Raw genomic sequence first — 25,260 nt, 5'->3', positions numbered from 1 at the left:
ATGTCCGTTCTGATCAACAAAAACACCAAGGTCATCGTGCAGGGCTTCACCGGCTCGCAAGGCACCTTCCACGCCCAGCAGATGCTGGACTACGGCACCAAGGTCGTCGGCGGCGTGACCCCGGGCAAGGGCGGCACCGAGCACCTGGGCCTGCCGGTCTTCAACACCGTCGCCGACGCGGTCGCCGAGACCGGCGCCGACGCTTCGGTCATCTACGTGCCGCCGCCGTTCGCGGCCGACGCGATCCTGGAAGCCGCCGACGCCGGCATCAAGGTCATCGTCTGCATCACCGAAGGCATTCCGGTGCTGGACATGCTGCGGGTCAAGAACGTGCTCAACGGCTTCGAGGACGTGGTCCTGGTCGGCCCGAACTGCCCCGGCGTGATCACCCCGGGCGAGTGCAAGATCGGCATCATGCCGGGCCACATCCACCAGCCGGGCAAGATCGGCATCGTCTCGCGTTCGGGCACGCTGACCTATGAAGCGGTCAAGCAGACCACCGACGTGGGCCTGGGCCAGTCGACCTGCATCGGCATCGGCGGCGACCCGATCAACGGCACCAACTTCATCGACGCGCTGAAGTGGTTCCAGGACGACCCGCAGACCGAAGGCATCATCATGGTCGGCGAGATCGGCGGTTCGGCCGAGGAAGAAGCGGCCGAGTTCATCGCCCGGTACGTGACCAAGCCGGTGGTCGGCTTCATCGCCGGCGCCTCGGCGCCGAAGGGCAAGCGCATGGGCCACGCCGGCGCGATCGCCTCGGGCGGTTCGGGCACGGCCGAAGGCAAGTTCGCGGCGATGGAAAAGGCCGGCGTCACCACTGTCAAGTCGCCGGGCGACCTGGGCGCGGCGATCGCTGCGCGCCTGGCCAAGTAAGACGGCTGCGGCGGGCCGAAGCCTCGAAGAGCCGCCTCCGGGCGGCTCTTCGTTGTTGGGCGGGCCCTCACCCCAACCCCTCTCCCGCAAGCGGGAGAGGGGCTAGGCATCGCCGGGATCGGGTGGATGCGGGCAGCAGCGGGGAGGGGCCGGGCGGGAATGAAGCCGGAGCCGGGCCCAAAGCTGGGTAGTACCCGGACAGGAGCTGGACAGGAGTTGGGTAGAAGCCCGACAGGAGCCGGGTATTAGCGGGTTTTGGGAGCGGCCTGGCGGCGATTCCCTACGTCGGACCGCGGCAATGCCCCTCTCCCGCTTGCGGGAGAGGGGTTGGGGTGAGGGCCGGGGCTTTCCTAGGTCCTCCACGATCCCGCGCAATCAGACTGAAGTTCCGGATCCCGGATCGTCCTTCTCATGCGCGCAGGCCGAAAACGCGACTTCGCCCGAGAATTGCGCCGGCGCATGACCGATGCCGAACTCCGGCTCTGGTTCCACCTGCGCAACCGCGCCCTGATGGGGTGCAAGTTCCGTCGTCAGCACCCGATCGGCCCGTACGTGGCGGATTTCGTCTGCATCGAACGCGCTCTGGTGGTTGAAGCCGACGGCGGCCAGCATGCCGGCTCGGGTCCGGATTTGGCGCGAACGGCCTATCTGCATGCGCGGGGCTACCGCGTGCTCAGATTCTGGAACAATGCCGTCCTGGTGCGGACCGAAACGGTGCTGGAGCAGATCCATGCCGCCCTCGGCCGCGATCGTGTCGGCGACGACTGACTTGCCTGCCTGTAGATTCCCATGCCCAAGACCCTGCGCATCGCCCTGGCCCAGTTCGACTTCCCGGTCGGCGCGGTGGCCAAGAACGCCGAACGGATCGCGGCGATGATCGCCCAGGCCCGCGACGAGCACGGCGCCGAGGTGGTGCTGTTCCCCGAACTGGCGATCAGCGGCTATCCGCCCGAAGACCTGCTGCTGCGGCCGAGCTTCCTGGCCGAATGCGAGGCGGCGCTGCAGCGCATCGCCAGCGCCGCGCGCGGCATCGTCGCGGTGGTCGGCTGGCCGCAGGCGGCCGGGGCGATCGTCTACAACGCCGCCAGCGTGCTGCGCGACGGCCGGGTCGCGGCCACCTACCGCAAGCGCGAACTACCCAACTACGCGGTGTTCGACGAGCGCCGCTACTTCGACGTCGACCCGGACGGCGAGGCCTGCGTGTTCGAGGTCGCCGGCGTGCCGGTCGGGGTGGTGATCTGCGAAGACCTATGGTTCGCCGAACCGCTGGCGGCGACCGCCGCGGCCGGCGCGCGCCTGGTGCTGGTGCCGAACGCTTCGCCGTTCGAGCGCGACAAGCACGCCCAGCGCGATGCCCTGCTGGAGCAGCGCGCGCAGGAGACCGGGGTCGCCCTGGCCTATCTGAACGTGGTCGGCGGCCAGGACGCGCTGGTGTTCGACGGCGCCTCGGTGCTGGCCGACGGCGACGGCCATGTGCACCCGGCCGCGGCCGCGTTCGAGGACCACTGGCTGATCGCCGACTACGACGACGGCGAGCGGCGCTTCGTGCCGGTGGCCTGGCCGGCCGAGGCCGACGAGGGTCGCGACGCGCTGGCCTGGCGCGCGGTGGTGCGCGGCACCCGCGACTACTGCCGCAAGAACGGCTTCGACAAGGTTTGGCTGGGGCTGTCGGGCGGGATCGACTCCTCGCTGGTGATGGCGATCGCGGTCGACGCGCTGGGCGCGGAGAACGTGATCGCGGTGCGCATGCCCTCGCGCTACACCGCCGACCTGTCCAACGACCTGGCCGCCGAACAGTGCGCGACCCAGGGCGTGCGGCTGCTGGCGCTGCCGATCGAGAAGCCGTTCCAGGGCTTCCTCGACACCCTGGCCGAGGCCTTCGAGGGCAAGCCGGTGGACGTGACCGAAGAGAACCTGCAGTCGCGTACCCGCGGCGCGCTGATGATGGCGATGAGCAACAAGTTCGGCGGCCTGCTGCTGACCACCGGCAACAAGAGCGAGTACGCGGTCGGTTACGCCACCATCTACGGCGACATGTGCGGCGGCTATGCGCCGATCAAGGACCTGTACAAGACCGAGGTGTTCGCGCTGGCGCGCTGGCGCAACGCGATCGCCGGGGCGCCGGTGATTCCCTGGGCGGTGATCGACCGGCCGCCCTCGGCCGAGTTGCGCGAGAACCAGAAGGACCAGGACTCGCTGCCGCCCTACGACGTGCTCGATGCGATCCTGCTGCGCCACGTCGACCAGGAGCAGTCGCGCGAGGAGATCGTCGCCGCCGGCTTCGAGCCGGCGATCGTCGACAAGGTGCTGCGCCTGGTGCGGATCAGCGAATGGAAGCGGCATCAGGCCGCGCCGGGACCGAAGGTGTCGCGGCGCGCGTTCGGCCGCGAGCGGCGCTACCCGATCACCAACGGCTACGCCGGCTGAGCGGATCCGCCCCGCCCCTGTAGGAGCGGCGTGAGCCGCGACAACCGCAGAGGTGTACGCGAGCGCCGCGGCCGAAGCCCGGGCCGTCCGGGCCCGCAGTCTTGCCGCGGGCTGGCTTCGGCTGGGGCGCGGTATCCAACCGTTCCGGTTGTCGCGGCTCGCGCCGCCCCCACAGGAAGCCGCGCAGCCGCGCCGCAACGAAAAACGCCGCCCGAGGGCGGCGTTTTCGTGTCCGGCGTTGCGCGAGGAGCGCTTACTGCTTCTGGCGCTCGGCTTCCAGTTTGTCGCGGTTGTCCACCGCCGACTTCTCGCCCGCGAACGGGTTGAGCTTGCGCAGGTTGCTCGGGTAGTCCGGCCATTCGCCGCTCAGCGCCGGATGGTTGGGGTCGTTCTGCTGCAGCACCCGGCGCGCGTCCGCGGCCAGGGTCTGGTTGCCCAGGCGCTCGTAGGCGGTCAGCAGCACCGCCACGGCGTCGTACTGGTAGCGGCTCTGCGGGTAGGTTTCCAGCAGGTACTTGGCGCGGTCGGCGGCGGCGACGTCGGCGGTGCGGCGCAGGTAGTACAGCGAGGCGTCGAGCTCGTGGCGGGCGAAGGTGTCGCGCAGCACCATCATCCGCTTGCGCGAATCCTCGGCGTAGCGGCTGTTCGGATAGCGCTCGAGCACGATCAGGAAGTCGTTGTAGGCCTGGGTCGGGGTGGCCAGGTCGCGGCGGCTGACGTCCAGGCGCCAGACCCGCTGCAGGAACACGGTGTCGCGGCTGGAATTGACCAGCCCGCGCAGGTAATAGAGATAGGCGATGTTGCGGTGGGTCGGGTAGGTACGGATGAAGCGGTCGATGCTGCTGATCGCGTCGTCGTGCTTGCCCGACTTGTACTGGGCGTAGGCGGTCTCGATCAGCGCCTGCTCGGTGTAGGGGCCGTACGGGTACTGGGCGACCAGGCGCTTGAAGCTGACCTCGGCCGAGGCCCAGTTGCCGTTGGTCATCGAGGTGTGGGCCTTCTGGTAGATGGCCTCGACCGGCTGCCCCTCGTCCGCGTCCTTGTCCTTCTTGAACAACTTGCCGACGCGGCTGCAGCCGGTGCCGGCGACGGCCACGACCAACAGCAGGGACAGCAGGCGAATGAAACCGCGGGACGGGGCAGAGCGTACGGTCATGGCAGGCATCGACGGGCGCCGGAGGCACGAAGAGCCGATAATAGCAGTCCGCGGGTCGAGCCCCTTAACCGAACCCGTACTCCCCTTCGCTGCACAGATCCTGCCGATGACCCCGACCCGCGAGACCCTGACCGCCACCGTGCCCGACAGCGCCGCCGGGCGCCGCTTCGACGCGGTGCTGGCCGAACTGTTCCCCGACTACTCGCGCTCGCGGCTGGCGGCCTGGATCAAGTCCGGCGACGCCCGCCTGAACGGCCGCGAAGCCCGGCCGCGCGACCCGGTGCAGGGCGGCGAATCGGTCGAACTGGTGGTCGTGCTCGACACCCAGACCCATGCCGTGGCCGAGGACATCGCCCTGAACGTCCTGTACGAGGACGAGCAGGTGATCGTCCTCGACAAGCCGGCCGGCCTGGTCGTGCACCCCGGCGCGGGCAACCCGGCCGGGACCCTGGTCAACGCCTTGCTGCACCGCGACCCCGGCCTGGCCGCGCTGCCGCGCGCCGGCATCGTCCACCGCCTGGACAAGGACACCTCCGGGGTCATGGTGGTGGCCCGGACCCTGCCGGCGCATACCTCGCTGGTCGAGCAACTGTCGGCGCGCGAAGTGCACCGGCAGTACCTGGCGGTGGTGGTCGGCGCGCTGGTCTCCGGCGGCACCGCCAACGCCCCGATCGACCGCCACCCGCGCGACCGCCTGCGCATGGCGGTGCGCGAGGACGGCCGCGACGCGGTCACCCACTACCGCCTGCGCGAGCGTTTCCGTGCCCACACCCTGCTGGAATGCCGGCTGGAAACCGGGCGCACCCACCAGATCCGCGTGCATATGGCCCACCTCAAGCACCCGATCGTCGGCGACCCGCTGTACGGCGGCCCGCTGAAGCTGCCCAAGGGCGCCAGCGACGGCCTGATCGAAACCCTGCGCGGCTTCAAGCGCCAGGCCCTGCACGCCGAAACCCTGGAATTCGTCCATCCGCTCAGCGGCGAACCGGTGCGTTGCACCGCGCCGGTGCCGGCCGATCTGTCGCACCTGGTCGCCGAACTGCGCGCCGATTCGCGCGCGGCGGCCGAGGCCGGGCGATGAGCGCAGGCGCCGGCGCGGCGCCCTGGATCGAGCCGGACTGGCCGCTGCCGGCCACGGTGCGCGGTTTCACCACCGTGCGCCGCGGCCTGGGCGTGTCGGCCGCGCCGTTCGATCAGCTCAACCTCGGCACCCGCTACGGCGAGCACCGCGACGACCCCGCCGCGGTGAGCCGCAATCGCGAACTGCTGGCGCAGCGCGCCGGCCTGCCGGGCGAGCCGCGTTGGCTGCACCAGGTGCACGGCGCCGGCGTGCTGCGTTTCGATGGCCAGGCGCACGGCGACGAGCCCGAAGCCGACGCCGCGGTGACCTCGACCCCGGGCACGGTGCTGGCGATCCTCACCGCCGACTGCCTGCCGGTGCTGTTCGCGGCCGACGACGGCGGCGAGGTCGGCGCCGCGCATGCGGGTTGGCGCGGCCTGGCCGGCGGCGTGCTCGAGGCCACGGTCGCGGCGATGCGCGCCGCGCCCTCGCGCCTGTACGCCTGGCTGGGCCCGGCCGCCGGTCCGCAGCATTACGAGATCGGCGCCGAGGTCTACGACGCTTTCGTGTCCGCCGACCCGGCCGCCGCGGCGGCCTTCGCGGCGACCCGGCCCGGCCACTGGCGGGTCGATCTGTATCGGCTGGCGCGCGACCGTCTGGCGCGCGCCGGACTCAGCGCCGATCATGTCCACGGCGGCGGCCTGTGCACCATCGCCGACCGCGAACGCTTCTACTCCCACCGCCGCGACCGCATCACCGGGCGCATGGCGACCCTGATCTGGATGGATTGACGATGCTCTTGGCCCAACGGACGGTCCTGTCCCTGTCTTTGTCCCTCGCCGCGCTGGTCAGCGCCGATGCCGCCGCGGTCGACTGCCAGCACCGCACCTACGACCTGCTGCGCGCCGCCTATCCCGGCGCGGTCGGCGAAACCGGCGACGAGGGCGAGTTGTTGCGCACCGCCGGCGCGTCGACGCGCTGGGTCAACCTGGGCAAGGTCGTCTGCAAGGTCTGGCCGGCCTCGCCGGACAAGACCTTGCTCGCCGTGCCCTTGCAGCACGAAGCCGCCACCGGCCTGGACGTGGACACCGCCGACCTGGAAGTGCTGGTGGTCGACTCGGTCCGCCCGCGCATCCTGCAGCGCTACCGCGAGAACGGCGCGCTGACCTCCGATGCGGTGCAGATCAGTTCGTTGAGCCTGGACACCGCCCGCTACAAGCTCGACGAGCGCACCACCGCGTTCGGCCTGCGCATCGGCTACAGCGGTTCCTCGCGCGCCAACCCTTACGGCAGCACGGTGCTGAACCTGTACGCCGCCGACGCCGCCGGCCGGCTGCGGCCGGTGCTGAGCAAGCTGGAGGTCGAAAAAGAGCGCGGCGAGTGGGACACCAATTGCGCCGGCGAATTCGAAACCGTGCGCCGCACCGTAGCCATCGACCCCAAGCGCGACCGCGGCTACGCCGGGCTGCGCATCAACAGCACGACCGAGCATCGGCGCAACGTGGCCAAGGGCAAGGACTGCGCGGACGTGCCCGGCAAGACCGAGAAGAGCAGCTTGCGCCTGGCCTTCGACGGCCGCCAATACGTCGTGCCGGAAGCGCTGCGCGGGCTGTGATGCGAAACCAGGCAGTCGACAAGGCGCCGCGCGACGCGGCGCGGCTGGGCGCGCGCGCCGGTCTGTACCCGCGCGCGCTCGGCGTGCGCTTCGTGTTCCTACCGCCGACCCTGCGCCAACTGCACGGCCGCGACGGGCGCCGCAGCTATCGCGGCGAGGCCCAGGTCGAGCGCGGCCAGGGCCTGTGCGCGCGCTTGTTCGCCCGCATCGCCCGCCTGCCCAAGGCGCATGCCGGGCCGATCGAGGTCGAGATCGACGCCGGCGCGCGCGGCGAAACCTGGACCCGCCGGTTCGGCAAGTCGACGATGCGTTCGCGCCTGGTCGAGCGCAACGGTCTGGTGCTGGAGCGGCTGGGGCCGATGCGCTTCGGCTTCGCCCTGGAACTGGCCGGCGACCTGCCCGAGGCGGCCGCGTCGGGGGTGCTGTCGCTGCAGGGCGGCGCGCAGGTGACCGTGGCTTCGGCGGTGACGCCGCTGCCGGCAGCGGGCGAGGGCGACGCCGAGGTCGAGGTCGAGGATCCGGGCCTGTGCTGGCGGTTGATGCGGGTGCGCGCGCTCGGCCTGCCGCTGCCGACGAGCTGGTTCTCCGGCGTGCGCGCGCGCGAGTTCGAGCGCGACGGCCGCTACCACTTCGACGTCGCCGCGCGGCTGCCGCTGGTCGGCCTGCTGGTGCGCTACCGCGGCTGGCTCGACGTCGACGACTGAAGCGCGGCCGGCGCCGGCCGCGCATTCCGACATAAGCCGATAACCCATTCGCCGGCGCGCAACCGCCCCAAGCCGGCCGAATCGCGGCACACTCGCGGCTGCGCACTGATCGCAGACCCGCCCGGCATGGAAGCGCCCCTCCCGCGTCCCGAGTACCGTCGATGAGCTACGTTCCTGCTGGTTGGTTGGCATCCTGTTTCGAGTCCGCGCCGGAGCCGGGGCGGGGGGCGCTGTGCGGGGCATGGCCGGCGTGGAGTGGCCGGGGATGGCTGGGGTCGGGTAAGAGGTACGGGGGACGCGGACGGTGAACGGCGGTATGCAGCGTTCTCGGCGCTCGTGGTTCGTCGCCGGCGATCTCAACGGCTTCTTCGGCCTGGTGGTCGACAACCTGTCGATCCTCGGCTTCATCGCCGCCGCCCTGATCGGCATCTTCGGCTTCCCGGCCGAGGTCGTGTACACGCGCATGTTTCCCGGCACCGCGTTCGGCGTGCTGGTCGGCAATCTGATCTACACCCGGATGGCGCGGCGCCTGGCTGCGCGCAGCGGGCGCGAGGACGTCACCGCGATGCCGCTGGGTCTGGACGCGCCGACCAGCATCGGCATGGCCTTGCTGGTGCTCGGCCCGGCCTTCGTCGGCTTCAAGCAGGCCGGCATGGACGAGGCCGCCGCCGCCGACGCCACCTGGAAGCTCGGCATGGCTTCGCTGATCGTGATGGGCGCGCTGAAGTTCGTCCTGTCCTTCGCCGGCGATGCGGTGACCCGGCTGATTCCGCGCGCCGGCCTGCTCGGCTCGATCGCCGGCACCGCGCTGGTGCTGATGGGCTTCCTGCCGCTGATCGAAACCCTGCGCTCGCCGCTGGTCGGATTCATGACCCTGGGGCTGCTGTTGTACGTGCTGGTGGCGAAGGGGCGGTTGCCGGTGAAGCTGCCGGGGGTGTTCGTCGCGTTCGTGTTCGGCACCGTGCTGTTCTACGGCTTCGGGGCGCTGGGGTGGGGAGCGCCGGGCTTCGAGTGGCCGACTCCGCAGCCGCTGCAGCCGGTATTGCCGCTGCCCACGCTGGGCTTCCTCGAAGGCTTGCCCTACACCGTGCCGTATCTGCCGCTGCTGCTGCCGTTCGGCCTGCTGATGGTGGTCGGCGGCATCAATGTCAGCGAGAGCGCGCGCGCCGCCGGCGACGACTACCGCACCCGCGACATCCTGCTGGCCGAGGCCTTTTCGACCTTGATCGCCGGCTTCGTCGGCGGCGTCGCCCAGACCACGCCCTACATCGGCCAGCCGGCCTACAAGCACATGGGCGCGCGCAGCGGCTACACCCTGCTGACCGGCCTGTTCGTCGGCCTCGGCGGCATGCTCGGGCTGATCTCGGGCCTGGTGCAGTGGCTGCCGTTGACGGTGCTGGCGCCGATCATCGTCTACGTCGCGCTCGACATCACCACCCAGGCCTTCCAGGCCACGCCCGCCAAGCACGCCACCGCGATGGTGTTCGGCTTCCTGCCGCCGGTGGCCTACATGCTGTCGATCAAGACCGGCAACCCGGCCTGGATCGACCCGGCCCGGCACGCCCAGCTGATGGGCGCGCTGGACGGCCACGGCCTGCCGGAGCTGGCGGTGATCGTGGCCTTGGGCAACGGCTTCATCATGACCTCGATGATCTGGACCTCGGCGGTCGCGGCGATGGTCGACGGCCGCCTGCGCCGCGCTGCGGCCTTCCTGCTCGGCGGCGCCGGTCTGAGCCTGTTCGGCATCATCCATTCGGTCGACGCGCGCGGCGGGGTGTACCTGCCCTGGGCCCTGGAAGGCCTGCAGCGCACCATCGCCTGGCAGTTCATCGGCGCCTACCTGGGGCTGGCGATCTTGCTGGGTCTGCTGTCTTTGCAGCGCGATCCGGTGGCGTCGGCGCCGTCGGCTTGAGACCGGCGCCGGCAGTCCGCAAATAGCCGGTTCCCCTTCGAACCGGCCCGCGCCATGTCCCTGCAGACCCAACTCGACGCCGTGCCCGGCGTGACCGCCGCGCCCGAAGCCGCGACCCGCGGCTTCGTGTTCAACCACACCATGCTGCGGATCAAGGACCCGGCCGCCTCGCTGGATTTCTACACCCGCGTGCTCGGCTTCACCCTGGTGCGCCGGCGCGACTTCGACGAGGCCAAGTTCAGCCTGTACTTCCTGGTTCTGGTCGCCGACAAGAGCGCGATCCCGGCCGAGGAGCCGGCGCGCGGCGAATGGCTGCTGAGCCAGCCCGGCGTGCTCGAACTGACCCACAACCACGGCACCGAAACCGACGCCGAATTCGCTTATCACCACGGCAACAGCGAACCGCGCGGCTTCGGCCACATCTGCGTCTCGGTACCCGACGTGGAGGCCGCCTGCGCCCGCTTCGAAGCGCTCGGCGTAGCGTTCCAGAAGCGCCTGACCGATGGCCGGATGAAGGACATCGCCTTCATCAAGGATCCGGACGGCTACTGGGTCGAGATCCTGCAGCCGACCTCGCGGATCTGAGCGCCGCGAACCCAACCCCGCTCCGGTTCCTGATGAGCCTCGCCCCTTGCGCCGGCCGTTCCCCCCTTTGAAAAAGGGGGGCTAGGGGGGATTTGCTGTTGCCGTAGCTCTCAACCGCAAAAGCTCAAATCCCCCGCGACCGCTGCGCGCTCGCCGCCCCCTTTTCCAAAGGGGGCAACGACGCTCCACGACCGTCGTCCCCGCCTCGCGAGCGCCGTTTCAAGCGCCGCACAGCAGTTCCCCGCCTGTAAACCGCCACACCGCAGTTCCCCCCTTTGAAAAAGGGGGCTAGGGGGGATTTGCTCTTGCCCATCGCCCCAAAGTCAGCCGCCCCGTCGCGCCCCGACGCTTATCCCCCGCGCCCCGACCATCGACCGGTCCGCTCGCCAGGCGCCGGTCGCGGCCCCCTTGCCTTGAGGCCGGCCCGGCTGCGCGCGCCTTGAAAGGCGTCCCTGCGGCCGCATTAACAGCTCATTCGCGGCCGCCGCGCGACACTCGCGCTCCAGCCGCCCCTACCTTACGGAGAACCCTCCATGCGGATGGACAAGCTGACCTCGCGCTTCCAGCAGGCCCTGTCGGACGCGCAGTCGCTGGCGGTCGGGCGCGACCACAGCGTGATCGAACCGGCGCATCTGCTGACCGCCTTGCTCGAGCAGAACGGCGGCAGCACCCGGCCCCTGCTGGCCCAGGCCGGCGTCAACGTGCCGCTGCTGCGCGAGCGCCTCGGCGAAGCGCTGGAAAAACTGCCCAAGGTGTCCGGCCAGGCCGGTCAGGTCTCGGTCGGCAACGACCTGGCGCGCCTGCTCAACGTCACCGACAAGCTGGCCCAGCAGCGCGGCGACGCCTTCATCGCCAGCGAACTGTTCCTGCTCGCCGCGCTCGACGACAGCGGCGACGCCGGCCGCGCGCTGAAGGCGGCCGGCGCGAGCAAGGCCAAGCTCGAGCCGGCCATCGACAAACTCCGCGGAGGCGAAAGCGTGCAATCGGAAAACGCCGAGGAACAGCGCCAGGCGCTGGAGAAGTACTGCATCGACCTGACCGCGCGCGCCGAGAACGGCAAGCTCGATCCGGTAGTCGGCCGCGACGAGGAAATCCGCCGCACCATCCAGGTGCTGCAGCGCCGGACCAAGAACAACCCGGTGCTGATCGGCGAGCCCGGCGTCGGCAAGACCGCGATCGTCGAGGGCCTGGCCCAGCGCATCATCAACAACGAAGTGCCCGAAGGCCTGCGCGGCAAGCGCGTGCTGTCGCTCGACATGGGCGCGCTGATCGCCGGGGCCAAGTTCCGCGGCGAGTTCGAGGAGCGGCTGAAGGCGGTGCTCAACGACCTGGCCAAGAACGAAGGCCAGGTGATCCTGTTCATCGACGAACTGCACACCATGGTCGGCGCCGGCAAGGCCGAAGGCGCTATGGACGCCGGCAACATGCTCAAGCCGGCGCTGGCGCGCGGCGAGCTGCACTGCATCGGCGCGACCACCCTGGACGAGTACCGCAAGTACGTGGAGAAGGACGCCGCGCTGGAGCGCCGCTTCCAGAAGGTGTTCGTCGGCGAGCCCTCGGTCGAGGACACCATCGCCATCCTGCGCGGCCTCAAGGAGCGCTACGCGGTGCACCATGGCGTGGAGATCACCGACCCGGCGATCGTCGCCGCGGCGACCCTGTCGCACCGCTACATCGCCGACCGCCAGTTGCCCGACAAGGCCATCGACCTGATGGACGAAGCGGCCTCGCGCATCCGCATGGAGATCGACTCCAAGCCCGAAGAGCTCGACCGCAAGGAACGCCGGCTGATCCAGCTCAAGATCCAGCGCGAGGCGCTGAAGAAGGAGAAGGACGCCGAATCCAGGCAGCGCCTGGCCGACCTGGAAGCCGAGATCGGCGTGCTCGAGCGCGAGTTCAACGACCTGGAAGAGGTGTGGAAGGCCGAGAAGGCGACCCTGCAGGGCGCGACCAAGATCAAGGAGCAGATCGAGCAGGCCAAGCTCGACCTGGAGGCCGCCCAGCGCACCCAGGACTTCGGCCGGATGAGCGAGATCCAGTACGGCAAGCTGCCGGAGCTGGAGAAGCAGCTCAAGGCCGCGCAGGAAGCCGAGACCCAGGGCTTCAAGCTGCTGCAGGACAAGGTCACCGCGGAAGAGATCGCCGAGGTGGTGGCGCGCTGGACCGGCATTCCGGTGTCGAAGATGCTCGAAGGCGAGCGCGAGAAACTGCTCAAGATGGAGCAGGCCCTGCACGCGCGCGTGGTCGGCCAGGACGAGGCGGTGCGGGTGGTGTCCGACGCGGTGCGGCGTTCGCGCGCCGGCCTGTCCGATCCCAACCGTCCCAGCGGCTCGTTCCTGTTCCTGGGCCCGACCGGCGTCGGCAAGACCGAGCTGTGCAAGGCCCTGGCCGAGTTCCTGTTCGACTCTTCGGATGCGATGGTGCGCATCGACATGAGCGAGTTCATGGAGAAGCACGCGGTCAGCCGCCTGGTCGGCGCGCCTCCGGGCTATGTCGGCTATGAAGAGGGCGGCTACCTCACCGAAGCGGTGCGCCGCCGCCCGTACAGCGTGATCCTGCTCGACGAGGTCGAGAAGGCGCATCCGGACGTGTTCAACATCCTGCTGCAGGTGCTCGACGACGGCCGCCTGACCGACGGCCAGGGCCGCACCGTGGACTTCCGCAACACGGTGATCGTGATGACCTCGAACCTGGGTTCGCAGATGATCCAGGAGCTGAGCAACGACACTTCGGCCGAGGCCTATACGCAGATGAAGGCGGCGGTGATGGGGGTGGTCCAGACCCATTTCCGCCCGGAGTTCATCAACCGCCTGGACGATATCGTCGTGTTCCACCCGCTGGAGAAGGGCCAGATCCGCGAGATCGCCAAGATCCAGTTGCATGGTTTGGAGAAGCGCCTGGGCGAACGCGGCCTGAAGCTGGCGCTGAGCGAGACTGCGTTGAACCTGATCGGCAACGTCGGTTTCGACCCGGTCTACGGCGCGCGTCCGCTCAAGCGGGCGATCCAGCAGCAGATCGAGAACCCGCTGGCGCAGCGCATCCTCGGCGGCGAGTTCGTCAGCGGCGACACCATCCAGGTCGAGGCCGAGGGCGGGCACCTGGTGTTCCGCAAGGGCTGAATCGAGCCAACGGCGATCGAGAAAAAACGGCCCGCGATGCGGGCCGTTTTTCGTTGTGCAGCCGGTCCTGTAGGAGCGGCGTAAGCCGCGACCGGCGAAGCCACGGATTTCCATACTGCGGCCACGCGACAAGGCGAAGAAACCCTATTGCCTGGGCTGCGGCGACTACGGCTACGCTCGCGTACGTCGCCACTGGGGTCGCGGCTTACGCCGCTCCTACAAAAGGCGCCTCACTGCGCCGCCTTGCGCGGCACGATCCCCAGCGCCCGCTCGATCTGCTCCGGGTCGAACCGCTTGCCGCCCTTGAATACCGCGTCGACCTTGCGGATGTCGCGCATGTCGCGCAGCGGATCGCCGTCGATCAGCACCAGGTCGGCGTAGCGGCCCGGCGCGATCGCGCCGCGCTGGGTATCGACGCCGAACACCTGCGCCGGGGTCAGGGTCGCCAGGCGCAGCACTTCGGCATTCGGGATGCCGGCGCGCGCGTACACCTCCAACTCGGCATGCAGCATGTAGCCGGCCAGAGCGTCGGTGCCCGGCAGCAGGATCACCCCGGCCTCGTGCAAGGCCTTGAGCAGCTTGAGCATGCTCGGGAAGGCCTGGCGGTAGGCCTGCTCCTCGCCCTGCGGCGGTTTCAGCGCGCCCCAGCTGAGATTGCGCTGCGCCTGCGGCGGCAGCCGCTCGGCCACGCCGCGCAGACCGGGCGGGGTCTTGTCGCTGGGATCGCCGCCGAACAGGTCCTCGGCCAGGGCCATGGTCGGGTCGAGCGTGGTTCGGTGGCGCTTGAGGAAGTCGATGAACTCGCGCACCTGCGGGTGCTCGGGCGGGTACTCGTGCGCATGCGCGGCGACTTCGGTCAGCCGCTTCATGGTCTGGGTGTCCTGTACCCGCGGATACATGAAATTGAGTTCGACGAACAGCAGGTGCTGCAGCTCGTCGGCGCCGGCCTCGACGAACTGCCGCGCCGACATGAACGCCGGCACGTGGCCGCTGTAGCGCAGGCCGCGCCGGTGCGCGCGGTCGGCGATCACCGGCACCAGCTCGGGCTTGAGCGAGGAGTAGCTCTTGATCTGCATGTAGCCGCGGTCGGCGTAGAAATCCACCGCCTTGCGCGCTTCCTCGGCCGTGGCCACCAGCATCTTGGTCGGCCCGGCGTAGGGGCCGGGGCCGTCGATGAAGCCGGCCATCATCACCCGCGGGCCGATTTCGCTGCCGGCGTCGAAGCGTTTGACCCGCGCCGGGAAGGCTTCGAAGTCGTTGGCGACGTCGCGCGCGCTGGTGATGCCGGCGGCGATGTCGAGCGCGCCGTCGTGGGCGCCGGTGTAGTGCTTGTGCACGTCCCACAGGCCGGGCATCAGGAAGCGCCCGCGCGCGTCGAACACTTCGGCGCCGGCCGGCGCGCTCAACTGCGCGTCGGGCGCGACCCGGACGATGCGTTCGCCTTCGATCAGCACGCTGCTGCCGGCGGCGACGCTGAGGTCGCGCGGGTCGAACACGCGCGCGTTGCGGATCAGCAGCGGGCCGGTGGGCGCATGGGTCAGGCGCCGGGCCAGGTCGGCGGCCCAGCCCGCGGCGGCGGCTTCCTGCAACTCGATCAGTTTCGGCGTGGCCGCCTCGAACTCGCGATCGACCACCGAGAACCAGCCGGCGGCGGCGATCACCGCCGCGGTGCTGCCGTCCTCGCGCAGCCAGACCAGGCGCGGGGTGAAGTCCAGGCCCTCGATGCCCTGCAGGCGCAGCCTGACCGGGCCTTGCGCGCCGGCGATCTCGTGTTCGCCCAGATCGCGGCTGCTGGCCTCGCCGGCCGGCAGCAGGGCGAGCCGGCGCTGCGGCGCCTTGAGCAGGGCGCGGGCGAGCGCGCCGGTGGCTTCGGGCGCGGCCTGCAGCGGCAGGAAGAATGCCGGCGCGGCGAGGTCGCGCCGGCCCTGCTCGCTGGGATTGCTCCAACGGGCCTGGCTGCCGTCGACCCGGTAGCTCTCCTCGAACGGCGTCTTGAGGTAGTCGTTGCCCTGGCCGCTGTACTCGCGCAGGGTGCCGTCGTCGTTGATCCGCCAGCGCGTGCTGCTGCGGTCGCCGCGGCCGCGGTCGGCGAACTGGTACTCGACCTGCACCGAGCCGTCGGCGGCGGTGGCGACGCTCTGCTCGCCGGCGACGCGGCCCTGCATCAGCACCACGTAGTCGCGTTTGCCGGGCGCAGCGGCGGCGGGAAGGGCGAGGGCGACGGACAGGCACAGCGACAGCACAACGATCGGGCGCATCGACGGGCTCCGGCAGGGTGTTCTGGCGTGCGGCGGCGCGGATGCGCCCCGGCGTTGTATAGCCGATCCGCTGCGCCCGGGATGTGCCGGAAACACGAAAACGCGGCTCCCGGCCGCTGGGCGTTCGCTACGCGCCGCCGGCGCGCCTCGATCCGGGCCGGTCCGAACCGCGAAGAACGTCCCGCCGCAAAAGCGAAGGCCCGGATCGTTCCGGGCCTTCGCGCATCCGTTCGCAGCGTGAGTCCGTCACGCCCGGAGGTTCACCACTTGTAGCCGACCTTGACGTAGCCGAACGCACCGTTGAAGCCGAACGGCGAGGCGGTGTTGTACGGCAGGTAGTTGCGGGTGCCGCGCACCAGCTTGGACTCGTCCGGATAGGCGTCGAGCACGTTGTCGCCGCCGAGGGTGAATTCCCAGCGGTCCAGGCGGTAGGTCGCGGCCAGGTCCAGCGTCCACTCGGCGCCGAAGGTCTGGTCCTGGCGCGGGTCGGTGGCGTGCAGTTCGGTGAACTGGCCGTAGCGGGTGGCGGTGGCGTTGAAGCTCCAGTTGCCGGTCTTCCAGTCGCCGGCGAGGAAGAACTTGTCCTTCGGCGCGCCCTTGGTGATGCGGCCGATCTCGGTGCGGCCGATGCGCACCGCCGCCGGGTCGATCGCCGCCAGCCGCGGCGGGTTCGGCGCGATCTTGTCGATCTCGGTCTTGGAGTAGTTGTAGCCGGCGGTGAGGTTGAGCTTGCCGGAGGCCAGCTCCCAGCCGTAGGTGGCGATCACGTCCACGCCCTGGGTCTTGGTGTCGACCGCATTGGTGAAGTAGCGGCCGCCGCCGATGCCCGGATAGCCGTTGGCCTGCAGGTAGTTGCGCACCGCGGTGCTGGTCAGGTTTTCCGACAGCAGGATGCGGTCCTTGACCTTGATGTCGTAGGCGTCGACGGTGATGTACAGCGCGTCGGCCGGCTGCAGCACCAGGCCCAGGCTGTAGTTGGTCGATTCCTCGGCCTTCAGCGGCTCCGAGCCCAGCGCGACCGCGGCCGGATTGTCGACCCGGAAGGTGCCGATCTCGTAGGGGATGCCGCTGATGAAGTTGGTCGCGATCGACTGGAAGTACTGCTGCTGCAGCGACGGCGCGCGGAAGCCGGTCGAGGCGGTGGCGCGCAGGGCGACCTTGTCGGTGAAGGCGTAGCGGCCCGACAGCTTGCCCGAGGTGGTTTCGCCGAAGTCGCTGTAGCTTTCGTAGCGGGCCGCGGCGCCGATCGAGAACTTGTCGGTGACGTCGGTTTCCGCGTCGAGATAGAACGAGTAGCTGTGGCGGTCGAAGTCGCCGGCGTCGCTGGCGCGGAAGCCGGAGAACACCTGAGCGCCGGGGATGATCTGGCCGTTCGGCGCGGCGACGCCGCCGTTGGCGTAGGACAGCGGCTCGCCGGCGCGCTGGCTGAACTCCTCGCCGCGCCATTCCGCGCCCCAGGACAGGGTCAGCGGGTACTTCCAGCCCAGCTCGATGGCGCGGGTGAAGTCGAGGTTGAGCACGTGCTGGGTGACTTCCAGGGCGCCGGCGTAGAACTCGGTCGGCGAACTCGGGCCCAGGCTGCGGTTGAGGGTGTTCTCGATGTTGAAAGTCAGGCCGTTATGGCCGTAGTTGTAGCTGAAGTCGATCTGGGTGCCGCCGGCGGTTTCGCCGCGCACGCCCAGCACCGCGGCGCGGTCCTTGCTGACGTTGTGGATCTGCGGCAGGAAGCCGTTGGGGTAGATCGAGGGGATGTTGCGCGGGTCGCCGGCGAAGCGGAAGTAGCCGTTGGACAGCACGTCGCGTTCGCTGTAGCTGCCGAACGAATAGAAGCTCAGGTACTCGACCGGCGAGTACTCGGCGTTGTAGGAGAACGCGCCGTGGTCGATTTCCGGGTCGCCGTAGCGCTGTTCGACCCGGCCCTGGAACGGGCGCGCGCGGTTGGTCTGGTCCTGGTGGCCGCCTTGCGCGGCCAGGCGCAGCCAGCCGTTCTCGCCGAGATTGAAGCCGGCGTCGCCAGAGAGCTGGTACTGCTCGCCGTCGCCGGCGCTGTACTGGCCGTAGCGCGCGGCGATCGAGCCGTTCTGGCCCGAGCCCTTGAGCACCACGTTGACCACGCCGGCGATGGCGTCGGAGCCGTACTGGGCCGAGGCGCCGTCGCGCAGCACTTCGACCCGCTCGATCGAGGCGATCGGGATCGCGTTGAGGTCGACCGGCGAGGAGCCGCGGCCCTGGCTGCCGTTGAGGTTGATCAGCGCGGTGGTGTGGCGGCGCTTGCCGTTGACCAGCACCAGCACCTGGTCGGGGGCCAGGCCGCGCAGCTGCGCCGGGCGCACCGCGTCGGTGCCGTCGGTGATCGCCGGGCGCGGGAAGTTCAGCGAGGGCAGGGCGCGCGACAGCGCGGTCGCCAGCTCCGCCGTGCCGGTGGCCTCGAGGGTTTCGGGGGTGATGATGTCGATCGGCGCGGTCGACTCGGCGACGGTGCGGTCGGACACGCGGGTGCCGGTCACGATCACCTGGTCGAGCGTCTTGGCGTCGCTTTGCGGCGCGTCCTGCGCGTAGGCCGGGGCAGCGAGAGCGAGCAGCAGAGCCAGGGCCAGGGGATGGCGCGGGCCGGCGGGGGTACGGCGGACGTGCATGGCGACTCCTTGAGGGACTGACAGCGATGTCATTGCGATTTAACACGCGCATAACAATCGGTCAATAAAGCCGCCAAAATCCGACTATCGGCAATAGTCCAAAAGTGGTAGTGCGCCACGAAACACATCTTGGCGCCGATTCGGCGTTCCGCCTGGTCGCCGTTGCCCCATACAGCGTCGCTCATTCAGGCCAAGCGACCCCATACGCTGGCGTCGCCACCTGGCCCGACTGTTAAGATGCCCGCGCTCAAGGTGATCGCCGGCACATTCGCCGGCGATTGAAACGGGAATCCGGTCGTCGTCCTGCCTCGCAGGCGGCCAAGCCGGAGCTGCCCCCGCAACGGTAGGCGAGTAGACGTACCGCACGCAGCCACTGTGTTTCGACACGGGAAGGCGCGGTACGCGATGCCGGTTCCGCACAGGACCGCATCGGCTCGCGAGCCCGGAGACCGGCCCGGAGCGCGAACCGACAGGCGGTGGGCCGGTCTCGGGGCGAAGGCGCGCGTGCGCCGTCTCCTGGCCGTTTCCGCCTTCTGTCACGACCGATCACGGCCGCGCGGGAGAGCGCGGTCATGGAGACCGCCTGTGACTTTGCCTTGCTACGCCCCGCGTCTGCGTCTTGCTTCCCTGTGTTTCGCCGGCGGCGTGCTCGCCGCTCCCGCGCTGGCCCTCGCCGCGCCGGCCGCGGTCGATCTCGACCAGGTCGTGGTCACCGCCACCCGCACCGCCCAGACCCAGGACGCCACCCTCGCCGCGGTGACGGTGATCGACCGCGCCGAGATCGAGCGTCGCCAGCCGGCCTCGTTGCCGGACCTGCTGCGCGGCGCGCCCGGCGTGTCGCTGGCCAACAACGGCGGCGCCGGCAAGCAGACTTCGCTGTTCCTGCGCGGCACCGAATCCGACCACGTGCTGGTCTTGGTCGATGGCATCAAGCTCGGTTCGGCGACCAGCGGCGGCACCGCGCTGCAGGACATTCCGGTCGAGCAGATCGAGCGGGTCGAGATCGTGCGCGGGCCGTTCTCCAGCCTGTACGGCTCCGAAGCCTTGGGCGGAGTGATCCAGGTGTTCACCCGCCGCCCGCAGGGTGCGTTCGCGCCCAGCTTCAGCGCCGCGATCGGCAGCTACCAGACCCATCGCGCCAGCGCCGGCGTGGCCGGCAAGGGCGAGCGCGGCTGGTATTCGGTCAACGCCGCGCACGAAGACACCGACGCCATCAACGCCTGTCGCGGCAAGCCGGCGCCGCGCGGCGCCGGCTGCTTCACCCACTCGCCCGACCGCGACGGCTACCGCAACCAGTCGCTGACCGTGCAGGGCGGCTACCGTTTCGACGACCGTTGGGAAGCAGAAGCGCGCGCGTTCCGCGCCGAGGCCTACAACGAATACGACGGCAGCCAGAACAACCAGGCCGACAGCGTGCAGCAGGTGCTCGGCGCCAAGCTGCGCTATCGCCCCAGCGAGCGCGTCGGCTTCAGCGCCAGCGCCGGGCGCAGCGAAGATCTCAGCGAGGCCTATCGCAACGGCAAGTACTCCAGCACCTTCGAAACCCGGCGCGAGCTGGGCTCGCTGCAGGCCGACCTCGGCCTCGGGCCGGGCCTGTTGAGCCTGGGATTCGACTGGCAGCGCGACCGGATCGACAGCAACGTCGCCTACGCCCGCGACCGGCGGATCCTGCGCGGCGCCTTCGGCCAGTGGCAGCAGGACTTCGGCGCCCACGCCGTGCAGGCCAGCCTGCGCCGCGACGAGGACAGCCAGTTCGGCGGCAAGACCACCGGCAGCGTGCTGTGGGGCTGGGACTTCAACGACACCTGGCGCCTGACCGCGAGCTACGGCACCGCGTTCAAGGCGCCGACCTTCAACGAGCTGTACTACCCGAACTACGGCAACCGCGAGCTGGGCCCGGAAACCTCGCGCAGCGTCGAACTCGGCTTGCGCGCCGCCTGGGGCGAGCGCCGCCAGCACGTCTGGTCGCTCAACGCCTTCCAGAACAAGATCGACGACCTGATCGCCTACGACGCCTCGATCGGCCTGCCCGGCAACGTCGACAGCGCGCGCATCCGCGGCCTGGAGGCGGCGTTGGACACGCAGCTGGCGCAGTGGGACCTGCGCGCCAGCGCGACCTGGCTGGACCCGCGCAACCTCAGCCCGGGCCCCCATCGCGACAATCGGCTGCCGCGCCGCGCGCGGCACAGCGCGCGCATCGACCTGGACCGGCGCGTGTCCGCGTTCTCCTTCGGCGCCAGCGTCTACGCCGCCGGCGAGCGCTACGACGACCTCGCCAACAGCCGCCGGCTGGGCGGTTACGCGTTGGCCGATCTGCGCCTGGGCTACGCCTTCCATCCGGCCTGGAGCGTGCAACTGAGCGCCAACAACGTGTTCGACCGCCGCTACGAGACCGCCGCGTTCTACAACCAGCCCGGACGCAACTACCTGCTGAGCCTGCGCTACCGGCCCTCCCGCTGAGAACCAGCGCCACCGCCGGCGTGCGCCGGCCCCACCGAGATCCGCCGATGAACCCATCGTCCCGCCCGATCGCCGCCCATGCCCACGCCGTAGCGCCTGCGGCTGCGACCGCCTGGTCCGCGCCGGTCCGCGCTGCGGTGGCCGGCGCCTTGCTGGTGTTGATGCTCGGCACCCGCTTCCACCATCTGGGCAGCCTGCTGCACCTGCCGGATGCCTCGATGGCGGTGTTCTTCCTCGGCGGCCTGTTGCTGCGCCGGCACGCGGGCTTCGTGGCGTACCTGGGCATGGCGGTGGCGGTCGATTACCTCGCCATCACCTCGCGCGGGCTGGGTTTCTTCCAGCACTACTGCGTGACCCCGTCCTATGCCTTCCTGCTGCTCGCCTATGCCGCGCTGTGGTACGGCGGGCGCTGGATCGCGCCGCGGCTGGCGCCGCAATGGCGCGCGCTGGCGACGGTGTTCGCGGTCGCCGCGCTCGCCGCCGCGGTCTCGTTCCTGATTTCCAACGGCGCGTTCTACTGGTTCGGCGGACGCTACGCCGATCCCAACTTCGCCGAGTACCTGAGCCGGCTGTGGCGCTGGGGTCCGCTGTTCGTGCGCACCACCTTGGGCTACGTCGCCGTCGCCCTGGGTTTCTACGCGGTGATCGCCCATCACCTGCGCCAGCTCGCCATCGCCCAGCGTCGCGGCTGAGTTCGCCGAGAACCGCGACGCGCCGCCATCCATCCGTTCCGCCACCGGAGTCCGAGCATGTCCACGACCCACGAACACACCGCTTCCGCCCCCTTGCCGTTGCGTTCGCGCGCCGCCCAGATCGGCGTCGGCCTGGCCCTGGCGGTGCTGATGATCTGCACCCGCGGCCAGCACTTCGCCAGCGTCGACGCGCTGCCCAGCGCGTCCTGGGCGGTGTTCTTCCTCGCCGGCGCGTTGCTGCGCCCGGGTTGGAGCTTTCCGGCGCTGTTCCTGCTGTCCTCGGCGCTGGACCTGGGCAGCCTGGCGCAGGGGCGGATCACCGACTGGTGCCTGTCGCCGGCGTACTGGGCGCTGGCCTTCGCCTACGGCGCGCTGTGGTTCGGCGGCCGGATCTATGCGCGAGCGCATCGCGACGCCTGGAGCGCGGTGCCGCGCCTGGCGCTGGTGCTGCTGGCGACCTCGGTGGCGGCGTACCTGATTTCCAAGGGCGGTTTCTACTTCCTGTCGGGCCGCTATCCCGACGCCAGCCTGGCCGGTTTCCTCGAGCGCGTGCCGCAGTACTACCCGCGCAGCCTCGGCACCCTGGCCGGTTATGTCGGCGCCGGTTTCGCCGTGTACGCGCTGGCCCGGCTGGCCGGCCAGCGCCAGCGGGTCGGAGCGGCGGCATGAGCGCGCACGGGCCTGCCGACGACGCTGCGGAATCGCGCGCCGGCTATGCCGCGACCACCGAGGAGCGCCATCGCGAGCGCATGCAGCGCAAGAAGGAACTGATCGACCGCAAGATCGCCCGCGCCACGGTCGAGCGCGGCGTGCTGGTGGTCAACACCGGCAACGGCAAGGGCAAGAGCTCGTCCGGCTTCGGCATGCTGGCGCGCTCGCTCGGCCACGGCCTGCGCTGCGGCGTGGTGCAGTTCATCAAGGGCAGTTTCTCGACCGGCGAGGAAGCGTTCTTCCGCAAGTTCGAGGAACTGGACTATCACGTGATGGGCGAGGGCTTCACCTGGGAGACCCAGGACAAGCAGCGCGACATCGCCGCCGCGCAGGCGGCCTGGGCGGTGGCGGCGCGGATGCTGGCCGACCCGGATTACGACTTCGTCCTGCTCGACGAACTCAATATCGCCCTGGCGCACCGCTACATCGCCCTCGACGACGTGCTGGCCGCGACCGCGGCCCGGCCCGAGCGCCAGCACGTGGTGATCACCGGCCGCGGCGCGCCCGACGCGCTGGTCGAGGCCGCCGACACGGTCACCGAGATGCGCATGGTCAAGCATGCGTTCAAGGCGGGGATCAAGGCGCAGAAGGGGATCGAGCTGTGAGCACTGCGGGAAACGGGAATCGGGAATCGGGAATCGCCGTCGCGCTTGAAGCAACCGCGAACCCTGCCGTTACAGCTCCCGAGTCCCGAGTCCCGAATCCCGCTTCCTGTCCGGCCCTGCTCGTGTCCGCCCCCGCCTCCGGCCAGGGCAAGACCAGCGTCACCGCGGCGATCGCGCGCTGGCACGCGCGGCAGGGGCGGCGGGTGCGGGTATTCAAGACCGGGCCGGATTTTCTCGACCCGATGGTGCTCGAGCGCGCCAGCGGGCAGCCGGCCAGCGGTTATCCGGCCTATCAACTCGATCTGTGGATGTGCGGCGAGGCCGAGGTGCGCGCGCGCCTGCATCGGGCGGCCGGCGAGGCCGACCTGATCCTGATCGAAGGGGTGATGGGACTGTTCGACGGCAAGCCGTCCAGCGCCGACCTGGCGGTCGCGCTCGGCGTGCCGGTGCTGGCGGTGATCGACGGCTCGTCGATGGCGCAGACCTTCGGCGCGCTCGCCACCGGCCTGGCGCGCTACCGCGACGACGTGCGCGTGTACGGCGTCGCCGCCAACCGGATCGGCAGCGAGTATCACGCGCGGCTGTTGCGCGAGAGCCTGCCGGAGTCGCTGCGCTGGCTCGGCGCCTTGCCGCGCGATCCGGCGATGGCCTTGCCGGAACGGCACCTGGGCCTGGTGGCGGCGGGCGAACTCGGCGATCTGGATGCGCGTCTGGACGCGCTCGCCGACGCCTGGGGCCGACACGCCGACGCCGAACTGCCGCCGCCGGTCGAGTTCGCCGCGAGCGCGCCGCCGCCGGTGCCGCCGGTGCCGCCGGCGTTGCGCGGCAAGACCATCGCGATCGCCCGCGATGCCGCGTTCTGCTTCCTGTATCCGGCCAACCTCGATTTGCTGCGCGAAGCCGGTGCCGAACTGGCGTTTTTTTCGCCGCTGGCGGGCGATGCGCTGCCTTCCTGCGACGCGGTATGGCTGCCGGGTGGGTACCCGGAACTGCATTTGCCGGCTTTGTCGGCGCGCACCGACCTGGGCGCGGAGCTGCGCGCGCGCCGCGACGCCGGCACGCCGATCCTGGCCGAATGCGGCGGCCTGCTGTACGCGCTGGACCGGCTCAGCGACCGCGACGGCGCCCAGGGCGAGATGGCCGGCCTGCTGCCGGGCCACGCCGCGTTGCAGCCGAAGCTGGCCGCGCTGGGGCTGCAATCGGTCGCGCTGCCCGAGGGCGAACTGCGCGGCCACACCTTCCACTACGCGCGCGCCGAGATAGCCGCTGCGCCGATCGCGCATTCGCACAACCCCAACGGCGGCCCCAGCCGCGAGGCGCTGTACCGCGACCGCCGGCTCAACGCCAGCTTCGTGCACTTCTATTTCCCTTCCAATCCCGACGCGGCGGTGCGTCTGTTCTTGCCTTGAATGCCCTGCCATGAATGCTCTGCCATGAGCCCGCCGTCATGAGCCTGTCGTCATGAGCGCCGCGTTGCTGGTGCTGACCCTGTTCGCCGGGGTAATGCTCGACGCCGCGCTCGGCGAACCGCGGCGCGCACATCCGCTGGTCGGTTTCGGCCGATTGGCGCGGGCGATCGAAACCCAGGCGCACGCCGACGGGCGCCTGCGCGGCGTGCTGGCCTGGGTGCTGGCGGTGGTTCCCATCGTCGCGGCGACGGCTTACGTGCAACTGGCGCTGGCCGCGTGGTCGGCCTGGGCCCAGGTGCTGTTCGGCGCGGTCGCACTGTATCTGTGCATCGGCTTGCGCAGCCTCGACGAACACGCGATACCGGTGGCCTGCGCCTTGCGCGACGGCGACCTGGAAGCGGCGCGGGCCGCGGTGTCGCGCATCGTCAGCCGCGACACCGCCGCGCTGGATGCCGAGCGCGTGGCCGCGGCGGCGACCGAGTCGGTGCTGGAAAACGGCAACGACGCGGTGTTCGGCGCGCTGTTCTGGTTCGTCCTGCTCGGCCCGGCCGGCGCGGTCGGCTATCGCCTGGCCAATACCCTGGATGCGATGTGGGGCTATCGCACCCCGCGCTACCAACGCTTCGGCTGGGCCGCGGCGCGTATCGACGACGTGCTGAACTGGGTGCCGGCGCGACTGACCGCGATCACCTATGCCGCGCTCGGCGACACCGCCGCGGCGTGGCGCTGCTGGCGCACGCAGGCGGCGCACTGGGACAGCCCCAACGCCGGCCCGGTGATGGCCGCCGGTGCCGGCGCCCTGCGCGTTCGCCTGGGCGGCGCCGCGCCGTATCACGGCGTGTGGGAACCGCGGCCATCGCTGGGCGAAGGCGAGCCGCCGGATGCGGGCTCGGTCGAACGCGCGCAGCGCCTGGTCGGGCGCGGCGTGTTGCTGTGGTTGGCGGCGATCGCGTTCGGCGCATGGGCCTGGCGCGCGCTGTGACGCGCCGCGTCGGCCGCGCGGCGCGAGCTTCGCGCCATACCGCGCTGTGCAGT

19 protein-coding genes and 1 riboswitch are annotated in these 25,260 nt (G+C 70.3%); of the genes, 16 read left to right on the top strand and 3 right to left on the bottom strand.

All coding sequences use genetic code 11. The features are described from left to right. The 3 genes from sucD to K4L06_RS01760 all read left to right on the top strand — a co-directional run bounded on the left by sucD (position 1) and on the right by K4L06_RS01760 (position 3,303). Positions 1-876, top strand: a complete 876-nt coding sequence (sucD, locus tag K4L06_RS01770; protein WP_221669759.1) for a succinate--CoA ligase subunit alpha — start codon at positions 1-3, stop codon at positions 874-876. A 411-nt stretch (positions 877-1,287) separates the two neighbouring features. Beyond that, the gene (locus K4L06_RS01765; protein WP_221669758.1) at positions 1,288-1,644 is read left to right on the top strand and encodes an endonuclease domain-containing protein; all 357 of its coding nucleotides are present in this window, start codon (positions 1,288-1,290) and stop codon (positions 1,642-1,644) included. A 21-nt stretch (positions 1,645-1,665) separates the two neighbouring features. After that, positions 1,666-3,303 (top strand): NAD+ synthase, encoded by a 1,638-nt coding sequence (locus K4L06_RS01760; RefSeq protein WP_221669757.1) that lies wholly within the window; start codon positions 1,666-1,668, stop codon positions 3,301-3,303. Positions 3,304-3,556: 253 nt separating this feature from the next. Here K4L06_RS01760 and K4L06_RS01755 read toward each other — a convergent pair whose 3' ends face one another. Further along, positions 3,557-4,459: an outer membrane protein assembly factor BamD gene (locus K4L06_RS01755; RefSeq protein WP_221669756.1), complete on the bottom strand. Its 903-nt coding sequence runs from the start codon at positions 4,457-4,459 to the stop codon at positions 3,557-3,559. 106 nt (positions 4,460-4,565) lie between these two features. Here K4L06_RS01755 and rluD point away from each other — a divergent pair, with 106 nt between their 5' ends. The 7 genes from rluD (at position 4,566) to clpB (ending at position 13,454) form a co-directional block, all read left to right on the top strand. Further along, entirely contained in the window at positions 4,566-5,540 is a 975-nt protein-coding gene (gene rluD, locus K4L06_RS01750) for a 23S rRNA pseudouridine(1911/1915/1917) synthase RluD (protein ID WP_221669755.1), read from the top strand. After that, positions 5,537-6,310, top strand: a complete 774-nt coding sequence (pgeF, locus tag K4L06_RS01745) for a peptidoglycan editing factor PgeF (protein WP_221669754.1) — start codon at positions 5,537-5,539, stop codon at positions 6,308-6,310. The genes rluD and pgeF overlap by 4 nt, the downstream gene beginning before the upstream one ends. Before the next feature lie 2 nt (positions 6,311-6,312). Then, positions 6,313-7,134, top strand: coding sequence for a hypothetical protein (locus K4L06_RS01740; protein ID WP_221669753.1), 822 nt, complete (start codon positions 6,313-6,315; stop codon positions 7,132-7,134). Continuing rightward, entirely contained in the window at positions 7,134-7,838 is a 705-nt protein-coding gene (locus tag K4L06_RS01735) for a DUF4166 domain-containing protein (protein ID WP_221669752.1), read from the top strand. The genes K4L06_RS01740 and K4L06_RS01735 overlap by 1 nt, the downstream gene beginning before the upstream one ends. 316 nt (positions 7,839-8,154) lie before the next feature. Next, a complete protein-coding gene (locus K4L06_RS01730) occupies positions 8,155-9,750 on the top strand; it encodes a hypothetical protein (protein ID WP_221669751.1) in 1,596 nt (531 codons plus the stop codon). Positions 9,751-9,804: 54 nt separating this feature from the next. Continuing rightward, positions 9,805-10,335: a lactoylglutathione lyase gene (gene gloA, locus K4L06_RS01725; RefSeq protein WP_221669750.1), complete on the top strand. Its 531-nt coding sequence runs from the start codon at positions 9,805-9,807 to the stop codon at positions 10,333-10,335. A 533-nt stretch (positions 10,336-10,868) separates the two neighbouring features. Next, positions 10,869-13,454 carry an ATP-dependent chaperone ClpB gene (clpB, locus tag K4L06_RS01720; protein ID WP_221669749.1) on the top strand — a complete coding sequence of 862 codons (2,586 nt, stop codon included), beginning with the start codon at positions 10,869-10,871 and terminating at the stop codon, positions 13,452-13,454. Between the two features lie 230 nt (positions 13,455-13,684). Here clpB and K4L06_RS01715 read toward each other — a convergent pair whose 3' ends face one another. Next, positions 13,685-15,712 (bottom strand): amidohydrolase family protein, encoded by a 2,028-nt coding sequence (locus K4L06_RS01715; protein WP_221669748.1) that lies wholly within the window; start codon positions 15,710-15,712, stop codon positions 13,685-13,687. 260 nt (positions 15,713-15,972) lie between these two features. Then, positions 15,973-18,348 (bottom strand): TonB-dependent receptor, encoded by a 2,376-nt coding sequence (locus K4L06_RS01710; protein WP_221669747.1) that lies wholly within the window; start codon positions 18,346-18,348, stop codon positions 15,973-15,975. Between the two features lie 233 nt (positions 18,349-18,581). Next, positions 18,582-18,821, top strand: a riboswitch (cobalamin riboswitch). A gap of 154 nt (positions 18,822-18,975) precedes the next feature. Between K4L06_RS01710 and btuB the strand changes: the two genes are divergently transcribed. The 6 genes from btuB (at position 18,976) to cbiB (ending at position 25,207) form a co-directional block, all read left to right on the top strand. Further along, entirely contained in the window at positions 18,976-20,808 is a 1,833-nt protein-coding gene (btuB, locus tag K4L06_RS01705) for a TonB-dependent vitamin B12 receptor (RefSeq protein ID WP_255595459.1), read from the top strand. 47 nt (positions 20,809-20,855) lie between these two features. Beyond that, positions 20,856-21,500 (top strand): hypothetical protein, encoded by a 645-nt coding sequence (locus tag K4L06_RS01700; RefSeq protein ID WP_255594917.1) that lies wholly within the window; start codon positions 20,856-20,858, stop codon positions 21,498-21,500. Between the two features lie 57 nt (positions 21,501-21,557). Further along, positions 21,558-22,169 carry a hypothetical protein gene (locus K4L06_RS01695; RefSeq protein ID WP_221669746.1) on the top strand — a complete coding sequence of 204 codons (612 nt, stop codon included), beginning with the start codon at positions 21,558-21,560 and terminating at the stop codon, positions 22,167-22,169. Beyond that, complete coding sequence (cobO, locus tag K4L06_RS01690) at positions 22,166-22,816, top strand: cob(I)yrinic acid a,c-diamide adenosyltransferase (protein WP_221669745.1); 651 nt, start codon at positions 22,166-22,168, stop codon at positions 22,814-22,816. Before K4L06_RS01695 ends, cobO begins: the two co-directional genes overlap by 4 nt. A 116-nt stretch (positions 22,817-22,932) precedes the next feature. Continuing rightward, entirely contained in the window at positions 22,933-24,225 is a 1,293-nt protein-coding gene (locus K4L06_RS01685) for a cobyrinate a,c-diamide synthase (RefSeq protein WP_221673485.1), read from the top strand. Positions 24,226-24,289: 64 nt separating this feature from the next. Next, positions 24,290-25,207 carry an adenosylcobinamide-phosphate synthase CbiB gene (gene cbiB / locus K4L06_RS01680; RefSeq protein WP_221673484.1) on the top strand — a complete coding sequence of 306 codons (918 nt, stop codon included), beginning with the start codon at positions 24,290-24,292 and terminating at the stop codon, positions 25,205-25,207. Positions 25,208-25,260: the final 53 nt, after the last annotated feature.

It is taken from the genome of Lysobacter sp. BMK333-48F3 (assembly GCF_019733395.1).
Taxonomy (GTDB): domain Bacteria; phylum Pseudomonadota; class Gammaproteobacteria; order Xanthomonadales; family Xanthomonadaceae; genus Lysobacter.
This window is presented reverse-complemented; position numbering and strand designations above follow the sequence as displayed.

Excerpts from the sequence above, each read along its gene's own strand:
- sucD (WP_221669759.1), top strand. The coding sequence starts at position 1 with ATGTCCGTTCTGATCAACAAAAACACCAAGGTCATCGTGCAGGGCTTC.
- K4L06_RS01765 (WP_221669758.1), top strand. The coding sequence starts at position 1,288 with ATGCGCGCAGGCCGAAAACGCGACTTCGCCCGAGAATTGCGCCGGCGC.
- K4L06_RS01760 (WP_221669757.1), top strand. The coding sequence starts at position 1,666 with ATGCCCAAGACCCTGCGCATCGCCCTGGCCCAGTTCGACTTCCCGGTC.
- K4L06_RS01755 (WP_221669756.1), bottom strand. The coding sequence starts at position 4,459 with ATGACCGTACGCTCTGCCCCGTCCCGCGGTTTCATTCGCCTGCTGTCC.
- rluD (WP_221669755.1), top strand. The coding sequence starts at position 4,566 with ATGACCCCGACCCGCGAGACCCTGACCGCCACCGTGCCCGACAGCGCC.
- pgeF (WP_221669754.1), top strand. The coding sequence starts at position 5,537 with ATGAGCGCAGGCGCCGGCGCGGCGCCCTGGATCGAGCCGGACTGGCCG.
- K4L06_RS01740 (WP_221669753.1), top strand. The coding sequence starts at position 6,313 with ATGCTCTTGGCCCAACGGACGGTCCTGTCCCTGTCTTTGTCCCTCGCC.
- K4L06_RS01735 (WP_221669752.1), top strand. The coding sequence starts at position 7,134 with ATGCGAAACCAGGCAGTCGACAAGGCGCCGCGCGACGCGGCGCGGCTG.
- K4L06_RS01730 (WP_221669751.1), top strand. The coding sequence starts at position 8,155 with ATGCAGCGTTCTCGGCGCTCGTGGTTCGTCGCCGGCGATCTCAACGGC.
- gloA (WP_221669750.1), top strand. The coding sequence starts at position 9,805 with ATGTCCCTGCAGACCCAACTCGACGCCGTGCCCGGCGTGACCGCCGCG.
- clpB (WP_221669749.1), top strand. The coding sequence starts at position 10,869 with ATGCGGATGGACAAGCTGACCTCGCGCTTCCAGCAGGCCCTGTCGGAC.
- K4L06_RS01715 (WP_221669748.1), bottom strand. The coding sequence starts at position 15,712 with ATGCGCCCGATCGTTGTGCTGTCGCTGTGCCTGTCCGTCGCCCTCGCC.
- K4L06_RS01710 (WP_221669747.1), bottom strand. The coding sequence starts at position 18,348 with ATGCACGTCCGCCGTACCCCCGCCGGCCCGCGCCATCCCCTGGCCCTG.
- K4L06_RS01700 (WP_255594917.1), top strand. The coding sequence starts at position 20,856 with ATGAACCCATCGTCCCGCCCGATCGCCGCCCATGCCCACGCCGTAGCG.
- K4L06_RS01695 (WP_221669746.1), top strand. The coding sequence starts at position 21,558 with ATGTCCACGACCCACGAACACACCGCTTCCGCCCCCTTGCCGTTGCGT.
- cobO (WP_221669745.1), top strand. The coding sequence starts at position 22,166 with ATGAGCGCGCACGGGCCTGCCGACGACGCTGCGGAATCGCGCGCCGGC.